Here is a 10,503-nt window from a genome sequence, read left to right on the forward strand (position 1 = left end):
ACAACTGTGACTTTCTTCAACTCCGCTTGATTGTAAAAAACCTACACCTGTGAGGAGCCGGGAGCGGGGGAAAGAAGAACTGTTACCGAATTATGAATTATGAATTATTGCCAAATTGTGGATTATGAACTACTACCAAGTTGTGAATCTGGATATCGGACAATCAATTGGGATTCCTTCGCCTCCTCGTCGTTTCTCTACCAGTCGATCTACTTATACCAATAGGAACAAAAATGAAGTAAATATATTTAGCACAAAAGGCAGAGGCAACAAACCTGCTCAGGAGAGACTATGCAGCTATAACTTTTAATTTAGGGACTGGAAAATGACGAGAGTCTCCCGATTACGGTTTGCTTTCCAATTTATTCCTCTTTTTTCTAGTGCGGCTATTGGAGTCGGATTAATTTGGCTGGCTTATTCTGCTGCTATTCCCGTTATCTAAACAACAAATAGAGCTTTATTCAAATAATACTAAGTTAATTCTACTAAGTGGCGCTATTAGAAATTGTTCAAGTAATTTCTGAAAAATGTCTAACGGGCATCACTCAAGGGCAATTTTTCTGACTATATGTTCTCTAATTAGTTTATTCTCTATAGGTAGTAGTATAATTTTTTAATTATCCTTACCTAAGTCGATGCGCGATCGCAGCATCCCCTCAGGGTTATCGCCAGTAGATAATCAAATAGTTTCCCCCACACGCCACGAAGAGTACCAGCATCAATTGCTAACGACGGCTGAGTCGTATCTACGGGAAAACGTTGCACCGCAAGCGGCTGTCATTGATAGCGATGCTGATGCATTGCGGGCGGTATTGCATGGAATGGGCGATCGCGCTTTATTTACCTTGAAGGTTCCTCTCTCGTGGGGTGGTGCCGAATTTAGCGACGCGGCTTACTATCGCTTTCAGGAATTAGTCCCGAGATATTCTGGAGCCTTGGCATTTTTGCAAACGCAACATCAAAGCGCGGTAGGGATGTTAGCAAGGTGTGAAAATGAAGGGTTGAAGCAGGAGTACCTTCCCAGGATTGTTAAAGGCGATCGCTTCTTAGGAATAGGATTTTCCCAGTTGCGGCGTAAAGGGAAGCCATTAGTCAAAGCCGCAGCGATCGAGGGGGGGTATCTGTTGCAGGGACAGGTGCCTTGGGTGACGGGCTGGAACTACTTTCAGGACTTTATTGTGGCGTCAGTTTTGCCGGATGATAGAACGATATTCGGTGTAGTGCCGTTTGTGGAGACATGGCAAGATAACGGCGGGGAAATCACCTTTAGTTCCCCGATGCAACTAGCAGCAATGGCATCGACTAACACCGTTTCGGCAAAATTGCAGCACTGGTTCTTACCCAATGAACGGGTTGTCTCGATCAAGCCCCCCGGTTGGATTCACGAAAACGACAAGAAAAACGTTCTCAATCACGGCTTTTTTGCCTTGGGATGCGCCAGAGCGGGATTAGATATTCTCGAAGCCACCGCCAAAGGCAAGGAGCTTGATTTTATCAAGGCGGCGTTTGACTCCCTCCATCAGGAATTCTGGGATTGTCGCACTCAGATGATGCAGGGGTTATCCCCATTCCCCTCCTGGGAAGACAAGTTGCAACTACGTGCTTGGGCAATCCACCTTGCACAACGCTGCGCTCATGCCGCTGTCACCGTTTCTAGTGGTGCGGCAAATTACGCCCACCATCCAGCGCAACGGGTGTATCGAGAAGCGATGGTATTTACAGTTTTTGGTCAAACCACAGCAGTGATGGAAGCGACGCTGGCGAGATTGCTGGAAAACAAAACGTACACCTAGGTTAAAACATTCCTGATTCTCTAAAAGCAAGCGCTGGTTGAATCTTTCACCGACTCAGGACTTGGCTATACATGTCCTACTTATATATACAAAGTTACTTGTCAAAACTACATAGTAGGCTGCTGGCATCAGTACGATAGTTAGGCACAAAATTTACGTTTTTTGAGCATCAACTAAGTAGCCTTGGCAGCCAAAAGATTTACCGCAGCGATCGCTTTCTTTTGGAAGCTTCGCAACGCCGGAAATTCATCGGGGAGTGGAGTCATGTCATCTCAAAGCGACCAGTCTCTCAAAATTGAAGTCACTGTCAATTGGGATGTCAATTGGGATCAACCAGAACTACTGGAAGGTCTAGATAGCTGGCTAAGCTTGGGCTTGATCGGTGATGCTCAGGTGAGGCAGTTGTGTCAGCGTTATTTATCCTCTCCTCTACCGCAAGTGGCTGTTGCTCCCTCCGTACCCCCGGTAACGCCCTCAGTTCCTGAGTGGCAGGTTGAGGAGCCTGTTGCGCCCACTCGCCGTCCATCGCCTCTTGCTCAGATGTGGCAATCCTTGCGGGATGAAATCAGTGTGCGCTGGCTGCTGTTTTTGGGCTTATTTTTGGTGGTGCTGTCGTCAGGGGTGTTGGCAGCGACGCAATGGCGGACGTTTCCGGCTGTTGGACAGTATGGCGTTTTGTGGACATATACCTTAATTTTTTGGGGGGTTAGTTTCTGGGCGGGGAAACAACGGAATTTGCAACTGACTGCCCAAACCTTGCGCTTAGCAATGCTATTGCTGATTCCAGTGAACTTTTGGGCGATGGATCGGTTATGGCAGCAGCCCTGGGGTATCATCGCAATCGCTTTTTCGGCGGTGAGTCTTACCGCCATCACACTTCTGCAACGCCAATCCCATGCTGATACTCCGTTTACCCGTTTCTTTTATCCCTCCCTCCTCGCTTATTTAGGCTTAAGTTACCTGCACTGGGGTTGGGACTGGTCGAACTTTCCGCTGCTGGCCGTTTATATCGGTATGGTAGGCGGTACTGTGGCGCTGTTTTACCACACTCAGCAGCAAAGCCAGCTATTGACAACAGGGGAGGAATCGCCGCCACTCCTTCCTCAAGGAAGGGCATTTGTTATTTATGCCCTGATAGTTTTGCTGGTACGGGCAGTCTTTATTGTGGAAGTACCTGTCGAACAATTGGGATTGGCGATCGGGTTTTCTGGATGGTTGTTAACCTGGTTAGCCCAGACTCGCGAACAAAAGGTAGAATCCTTGTCGCTGCAAGAACGCCTCTGGCGCACTCCTTTTACAGCCTGTGGATGCCTGTTGTTGGTGCTGGGGTGGGTGGTTTCAGTGGGAGAACCCTTTCCCTGGCAAGCGGTGGTGGTAAGTGGTTTAGGGATAGGGTTTTTTGGGCAACGCTTGCGGCGGTTTTGGCGGCGTTGGGATTTAGCAGGGATTTTTCTAATTGGATTGCAGGCGCAGTGGTTAATTTGGGAGTTATTGCCTTCAGGTTTTCAGCAACAAGCGATCGCTTTTTCTAGACAACTGATTGCCCCGGAAATTCCTACCTCAGCCTTACTGAGTTTGTCGCTATTTCCCTTCGTCGTTGTGATGGTGGGGCTAACGGATTGGCTGTATCGCAGACATCAGCCGCAGGTTGCCCGGTTTGGGGAACGCTTGACGTTGTGTTTGGGGATTGTTCTGACGCTGATAGCGCTGGCTCATCCCAGTTTGCGATCGCTCAATTTGATCATGTCAACGATGACTCTCTGGGTCATTCTCTACCGCCGTACCCCTAGCACTGTTCTGGTGTATCTTACCCACCTCACCGGGTTACTTACCCTCACTTCCCTCGTTGATTGGGCATTCCCCAGCCTGAATCAGAACGCTTGGGCAGGAATTTTACTCGGTCTGATGGTGGCCGAGTGGGGCTTTAGCGTGGTAAATCCCATTCCCCTTGCTTCTAGCTGGCGTCGCAGTGCGTGGTATCTCGGTTTTGCCCTTTCTGGCTTGAGTTATGCCTTGTTTTGGACTGACACTCAGCCCTCCCAGACACTAGAACTCAGCGAATGGGGCTTGATGTGGTTAGCCACACCCTTAGCACTCACCTGTGTTGCTAGTCGTACCCAGCCACCGCAACGACAACAATCAGCGTGGTTGAGTGTTGCCGCTTTGGGTGCCGCGCAGTTATTGACGCTGACACTACCAGGGGTTCGCTTAGTGGCTTTGGGCGTCGCTACAGGGTTGATGGGGGTAAATACCCGCTATTTGCGACGACTTCCAGCGGCGATCATTACCGTGGGCTTGGGGCTGAGTTTTGTGGCGGCGATGCTATGGGAAGGCATTCCTGGTTTACCACGGCTAACGATCGCCGATTGGTTGATTGCCGGAGCGATCGCCCTTGGCGTTCTGTGGTCATTACAAAGGCTGTTGCAACGTCGTAATGGTACTGTTGCGGCGTTATTTGCTCAAGCCTGCGATGCCTGGGCTGTGCCATTGGGCAGCGTTGAGCTACTGGCTTTGACACTGCACGTTACTAGCCTCGAGCTGGAACTGATCGCGACGAATGGAAAATATGCGATCGCTGCGATGTTAACCGTGGCGGCTTTGCTCTTTAACCAATGGCAACAACCCAAAAATCAGGGCGTTTATAGCCTCAGTTGGGCGGTTGGACTCACCGTGGCGGAAGCTGTATATCTAGCTGGGGGCGGAAGGCTGGATTTGGCCATTGCCAGCATTGGCTTAGGGCTATTGGTGTTGTTTGTCAGTGATGGCTGGTTATCTCGCCATCGCCCTCTGTCTCTATCTAGCGTTGAGACGTTGCCGTTGTTTTACGCTGTCTTAGGCTTACTGCTGCGACTCGGTTACTTTAACGCGGGGACGGGATTAATTACCCTTGGTGCTGCCTTAGTTGGTATTGGGGTGGGGCGTCGTCGTCAGGAGTGGAAGCCCCTTACCTATCTCTCAATTGCGGGTATTTCCTGCGCCTGGTATGAATTAACGATCTATCAGTTACTGCAATCTGAAGGCGGTAGCTTGGCGGATGGGATAACGATTCTCGCCGTTATTGCCGTCGCGATCGCTTTTAGCTATCGTCTCCTCGCCTGGTTTTGGCAGTCGCGCACCCAGCGGCGTTTCTTGCGCCTGAGTGCCACTGAAATCACAACGACTGCCCATATCCATTGGTTAATCGGCAGCCTTCTGATGGTAAGTGCTGTCAGGGTTGTTGTTACCACCACCACTTCCCCGCGTCTAACAACCGTGGGAATCGTCATCTTCCTCTTACTCGCCGCCTATGCTCTGCTTCAAGAACGCAGTAAAGAAAATCTCCCTTCCCCCTCCCCATCAGTGGGAAAAGATCGGGTTTTTGAGTTAGCAGGAGATTTCTTTCCCTCCCATGGGTGGATCTATCTGGGCTTAATCGAACTCGTCGCCACCTACATCTATGCTCGCTTCATTTGGACGGAGTTAGCGGCTTTGGATAGCTGGCTGGCTGCGATCGCCTGTGGTATTGCCGTCCTCATGTACCACCTGCCTTGGGAGCGATGGGGATGGTCTAATTTACCCTGGAAACGTTCAGCGATCGCATACCCTCTACTCACTGTTTTATTAACCAGTACAGCCGTCTCTACGGTGACGCTGTGGGTGGTGGTGGGTTTCTATAGTTGGTTGAGCTGGCGGCGCTCAGATGTCCGCTTTACCTATGTCAGCATCGTACTGATTAATTGGGCAGTCGCTCGATGGTTTGAGCAGTACCAACTCACCGATCCTTTATGGTACGCCACCCTCTGGGGGATTTCGGTGTTGTACGTGGCTCAGTTCGACCCCAGTCTCCAGCAATCCCAAAGATACCAAAGGCGTCACTATCTCCGCTTACTAGGAACAGGAATAATTTGCCTAGTAGCCCTCTTCCATCTAGACACAGGAGTCATCCCGGCAATCATCGGTATAGTCGCTATTTTTGCGGGATTAACTCTACGAGTACGCGCCTTCCTTTTCTTAGGAACGGCAACATTTTTACTGACTGCTTTTTATCAATTAATTATTCTCGTCTTTGATGAATCATTTTTTAAATGGGTAGTTGCTTTAATTGTTGGCATCATCTTTATTGGTATTGCCGCTAATTTTGAGACGCGCCGCGAACAAATTGCCTTAGTTTTTCGCAACAGTCGCTCTGAGTTAGCAAACTGGGAATAAGCTTACTTTGCTAACCGCTGTTTAGGATCAGTTAGTAAATCCATATTCCTTTCTTACTGATATTAATTAACGGCTGAAAGAGACTTCGGTTCTGAGTTTAAACCTTCTTGAGAGGGGAGAGCAGCATCGCGCTGCATTTCTGTCAGAACAGTCAAGCAGACAAGGACTAAACTGACAACGAGTACGCCTGCTCCAATGAGAACTGATAGATCGGTTTTCATATTTCAGAACTTCTCCTACTTGTGTGAAGTCTGTTATCACTATGAGCTTAGAAATTTACGAGCCTTCCTTCATCTGCCCTTTGTAAGAGTCAGTTAATAATTTAATCATTCCTGAAGAGGAAGAAAAACGAAAAAATTTGTTCACCTTAGAGAATTAAGGGGATGACAGTGCCAGAAAAAAAGCGATCGCTTCCAAAAATCCGCTACCAGGGAAAGTAGCTAAACTAGGAGCGATCGCTTCCGAAACGAAAAAATTAACCCAAAGGATAAAGACTACTGCATGATCTGTTGTTGCGCCCGCGCCGCCCGGGCTTCCGCACTTTCCATCACCTCAGCCATTTTCTCCACCATCTCACCCGGATAATTTTCTAAAACCCGCGTTGAGAGGGAAATGCGATTTTTACCTTCATCGATGTTAGTAATCATCGCCTTCACTATCTGTCCTGTTTGGAAGAGAGTAGGCAAAGACTCAATAAAATTCTGGCTTACCTGCTTGATATGGAGCAAACCTGTGACACCATTGAGATCGACAAAGACACCAAACGGCTTAATACCAACAATCTTACCTTCGACCAACTGACCGATCTCAAGATGGCTGATAGCAACAGAACGCTGCGCCTCACGTTGAGAAAGTACCAGCTTTTTGGCATCGAGATTGACTTCTAAAAAGGTAGCCGTGAGATTTTGTCCCACCAAAGCGTCTAAGTCTTCACGTTCGCTAAGATGCGATCGCGGAATGAATCCCCGCAAGCCTTGCAAATTAACAGTGACACCACCTTTATTAACTCCTGTCACCCGCACTTGCACTGATTGCTTGTTTTCCTGCATTTCCAGGACATTTTCCCAGACGCGCTTTTCTTCTAGCTGACGCCGGGAAAGCGTTACCTGTCCGTCTTCATCCTGCTCCCGAATAATCAGGAAGTCCATTTCTTCCTCTAAGGGTAAGACCACTGACAAATCAGTAATCCGCCTCAAGGATACTTCCTGGGCAGGAACATATGCCAAAGATTTACCCCCGATATCAACATAAGCGCCATCGCTCTCGTGGGTTTCTACTTTGCCCCGTACTACTTGTCCTCTCTGGAACTCATAGCTGTGCTGCTCCAGAGCCTTGGCAAAGTCATCCATTGAAAAAGAGGTCTGCGCTGGTTGAGAACGGGTTGATTCAGAATTCATAACAATGCGATCGTGAAAAAATAAGGGATTGCTAGTGTGAAACCGCCTTGATGGCGATTACCAGAGCGGTTCGATGATCCGTCAGCGTTAGGATTAGTTAGTTTTCCATTGTCGGTTGAGATTAGTCATTCAGTCACTAGTTGGTGAGGGTTTGTTGTTTATGGCTTAAAGACTCTCTCTCAAAGATGAATATCTTTCCCAGTCTCCCTCTTCACCAGCCTGCAACCGCTAATCCCACACTAAGCCTTTAGCTTCTGTTCAAATAGCTGCTTGACCTCCTCCCAGGCTTGAGCGGCTGCGCCTTTATTGTAACTATCACGCTGGTCGCAGAAGAACCCATGAGCCGCTCCTTCGTAGCGAAAGACCTGGGAATCGATATTGTACTTGTTTAACTCCTGCTCAATTGCGTCAACTTGTGCGGCGGGGATGCTGGCATCTTCCATACCAAAGAAGGCGTAGAGGGTGCCTGCAATGTCTGAAGTCCGGGCGATCGTAGGCTCACCACCACCGGGAGTCATTGTGGCAATTCCTGCGCCGTAGAACGACGCTGTCGCCGTAATTTCCGCAAGCGTCGCCGCCAGATAGGCAACGTGACCGCCAAAGCAAAAACCAATACATCCTACTCGGTCTTTTTTGACCGAGGGAAGGCTTTTGAGGTAGTTAATCGTCGCTTGTATATCGCTCAGGAGTTCTGAGGCTTGGGTTTGATTCTTGTACTCCCTGCCAATCTTGATGTCTTCGGCGGTGTAACCCGTTTCAAAACCGGGAGCTTGTCGTTGGTAAATGGCAGGAGCGATCGCTACATACCCTTCTTTGGCAATGCGTTCGGTTACATCCCGGATATGGGCGTTGACTCCAAAGATTTCCTGAACTACAACAACGGCAGGAAATGAGCCTTCACCAACGGGTTGAGCCAGATAAGCCGCAATTTGTAAGTTGCCATTAGGAACGTGGACGTGTTCTCTAGGAATTTCTTGGGTATTCATTGCGATCGCTCTTGCCAGTGAATTCACCGTCTCGATTTTAAGGGATGGGGTAAATAGTCAGTCCTGAGATGGGATAATGAGGCGATGGGGTGAACCCATAACCTCATTCATCCTCCCGTAAAAAGTACCCAGAAAGTGTCAGAAGACAATAACTAGGTAGGGAGATTATCCTAGAGACAAAACATCCAACTGCTGGTGTAGACGTGAAAAATCAAGCACTAAACGCCAGATTGGAGTTCTTAGAGAGCTTCTGTCGATGGTTCAGTTTCATATTCAGCCAGACAGTGAAATTCCTGCCTCTAGGCAGTTATTCGACCAAATCCAGTTTGCGATCGCCTCCCGGCAATTTCCCCCCGGTCATCGCCTCCCCAGTACGCGGCAGTTGGCGATGATTACCGGGTTGCACCGTAACACGATCAGTAAGGTGTACCGCCAGCTAGAAGAAACAGGATTAGTCGAATCTCAAGCCGGTTCGGGGATTTATGTCAAAGCCCAGGGGCATGAAGGCGGTGCACAACGCCGTTCTCCTATCCTCGATCAGCACCCGGCAGCTTACAAGCTAGTGGAAAAAAGTCTGGACGACCTCCTAGGACAGGGATGTTCTTTGAGTGAAGCCAGAGAACTGTTCCTCGCCGAAATAGATTGGCGCTTGCGCTGTAGTGCGCGGGTGTTAGTCACTGTGCCGTCGAGAGATTTAGGAGCGGGTGAGTTGATGGTGCAGGAATTGGAGAAATCCTTAGGAATTCCTGTGCAACTCGTGCCGATGGAAGAACTAACAGAAGTTCTCGGTCAAACCCATTCGGGAACAGTTGTGACGAGTCGCTATTTTATCCAAGAAGCAGAAGCGATCGCTGCACCCAAATCTGTCCGCGTCATCCCTGTAGATATCTACGACTACGCTCAAGAAATCCAGATTATTCAAAACCTCCCCAAAGATACCTGTTTAGGAGCCGTCAGTCTTAGTTCTGGTATCCTGCAAGTCGTCGAAATTATCATCCACAGCCTCCGGGGAGATCAGTTACTTCTAATGACCGCTCAGACTAAAGACGCCTACAAACTCAATGCTCTGGTTCGCAGCGCCCAGACCATTTTTAGCGATCAGGCGAGTTACCCCCTCGTTAAAGAGGCAATCTTAGCCGCCAGAGATGACATTATTCGTCCCCCAAAACTGATCCGGAGTGAGAACTATATCGGAACAAAGTCAATTAACTTGCTAAAACGAGAGTTGGGCTTAGGCTAATTGATAGTGGTATGAATGTCTTAAGAGCAAAAAATAATGACAATTGAAATGCACCCTTCGATGGGATTGAAAGACGCCATCGAGCAGCGTCGTGCGGCTAGGGCGTTCCGTAAAGAGGCGATTCCCGACGCAATTTTGCAAGAAATTATGCGCTTAGGGGTACGCGCTCCCTCCGGTTACAACCTCCAGCCTTGGCGCTTTGTTGTCGTTCGAGAGCAGGAAAACAAGGATAAGCTCAAAGCCTGTGCTTTCGACCAACCTCAGGTAGGACAAGCACCCGTCGTATTAATCTGCTGTGGCGACAGACGCGTAGCAAACTCAGACTACATTGAATCCATCATTCAACAAGGTATGGATGTGGGAGCAGTTAATGACAAGTATGCTGAGGTTATGCGGGGGGCTATTCCTAGCCTCTTTGAAAACAAGCCCAACTTCGACAGCATGCAAGTATGGACAAACCGCCACACAATGCTAGCCGTGGCTCACCTAATGATTGTCGCAAAAAGCTTTGGTGTAGACAGTTGCCCAATGGAAGGGTTTGTAGCCTCTCAGGTAAAGGAAGCGTTTAATATTCCTAAGGAAGTAGATGTTTGCTGTTTGCTACCACTGGGTTATGCTACTGAACCTTTCAAGCAATACGGAGGTCGCATGGAGCTTGAGCAGGTTTACTTCGGTGAAAGTTACGGCAAGCAATTAACGCTGTAATCGGTACAGTAATCCTCGAAAGCCCCTGTTGCTCAGCAATTTATCTTGCACCCTCCCCTTGGCAGCTACCGTGTATACACAAGCTTAAAATCAAGCTTTTGGCTATTTCTTACCCCCCTGACCCCCCTTATCAAGGGGGGAACTAGATTCAAAGTCCCCCGTGATATCAAAGGCGAAGCAACATCTAGCTTCCC

7 protein-coding genes are annotated in these 10,503 nt (G+C 48.7%); 4 read left to right on the forward strand and 3 right to left on the reverse strand.

Annotation, left to right across the window (positions count from 1 at the left end; translation table 11 throughout):
• The first annotated feature begins 635 nt into the window (after positions 1–635).
• Positions 636–1,793, forward strand: a complete 1,158-nt coding sequence (locus AC5JR3_RS01050; protein WP_495842164.1) for an acyl-CoA dehydrogenase family protein — start codon at positions 636–638, stop codon at positions 1,791–1,793.
• 264 nt (positions 1,794–2,057) lie between these two features.
• On the forward strand, positions 2,058–5,981 hold the full coding sequence (locus tag AC5JR3_RS01055) for a DUF2157 domain-containing protein (RefSeq protein WP_495842166.1): 3,924 nt from the start codon (positions 2,058–2,060) through the stop codon (positions 5,979–5,981).
• Positions 5,982–6,043: 62 nt separating this feature from the next.
• On the opposite strand, the gene AC5JR3_RS01060 is transcribed toward AC5JR3_RS01055, so the two are convergent.
• The 3 genes from AC5JR3_RS01060 to AC5JR3_RS01070 all read right to left on the reverse strand — a co-directional run bounded on the left by AC5JR3_RS01060 (position 6,044) and on the right by AC5JR3_RS01070 (position 8,364).
• On the reverse strand, positions 6,044–6,202 hold the full coding sequence (locus AC5JR3_RS01060) for a hypothetical protein (RefSeq protein ID WP_495842168.1): 159 nt from the start codon (positions 6,200–6,202) through the stop codon (positions 6,044–6,046).
• A gap of 273 nt (positions 6,203–6,475) precedes the next feature.
• Complete coding sequence (locus AC5JR3_RS01065; protein WP_495842170.1) at positions 6,476–7,378, reverse strand: S1 RNA-binding domain-containing protein; 903 nt, start codon at positions 7,376–7,378, stop codon at positions 6,476–6,478.
• 239 nt (positions 7,379–7,617) lie between these two features.
• The gene (locus tag AC5JR3_RS01070) at positions 7,618–8,364 is read right to left on the reverse strand and encodes a dienelactone hydrolase family protein (RefSeq protein ID WP_495842172.1); all 747 of its coding nucleotides are present in this window, start codon (positions 8,362–8,364) and stop codon (positions 7,618–7,620) included.
• A gap of 256 nt (positions 8,365–8,620) precedes the next feature.
• On the opposite strand from AC5JR3_RS01070, the gene AC5JR3_RS01075 reads away from it, so the two are divergent.
• Both AC5JR3_RS01075 and AC5JR3_RS01080 read left to right on the forward strand, forming a co-directional pair.
• On the forward strand, positions 8,621–9,604 hold the full coding sequence (locus AC5JR3_RS01075; RefSeq protein WP_495842174.1) for a GntR family transcriptional regulator: 984 nt from the start codon (positions 8,621–8,623) through the stop codon (positions 9,602–9,604).
• Positions 9,605–9,640: 36 nt separating this feature from the next.
• Positions 9,641–10,309: a nitroreductase family protein gene (locus AC5JR3_RS01080; RefSeq protein WP_495842176.1), complete on the forward strand. Its 669-nt coding sequence runs from the start codon at positions 9,641–9,643 to the stop codon at positions 10,307–10,309.
• The last annotated feature ends 194 nt before the right edge of the window (positions 10,310–10,503 follow it).

Source organism: Kastovskya adunca (assembly GCF_059505785.1).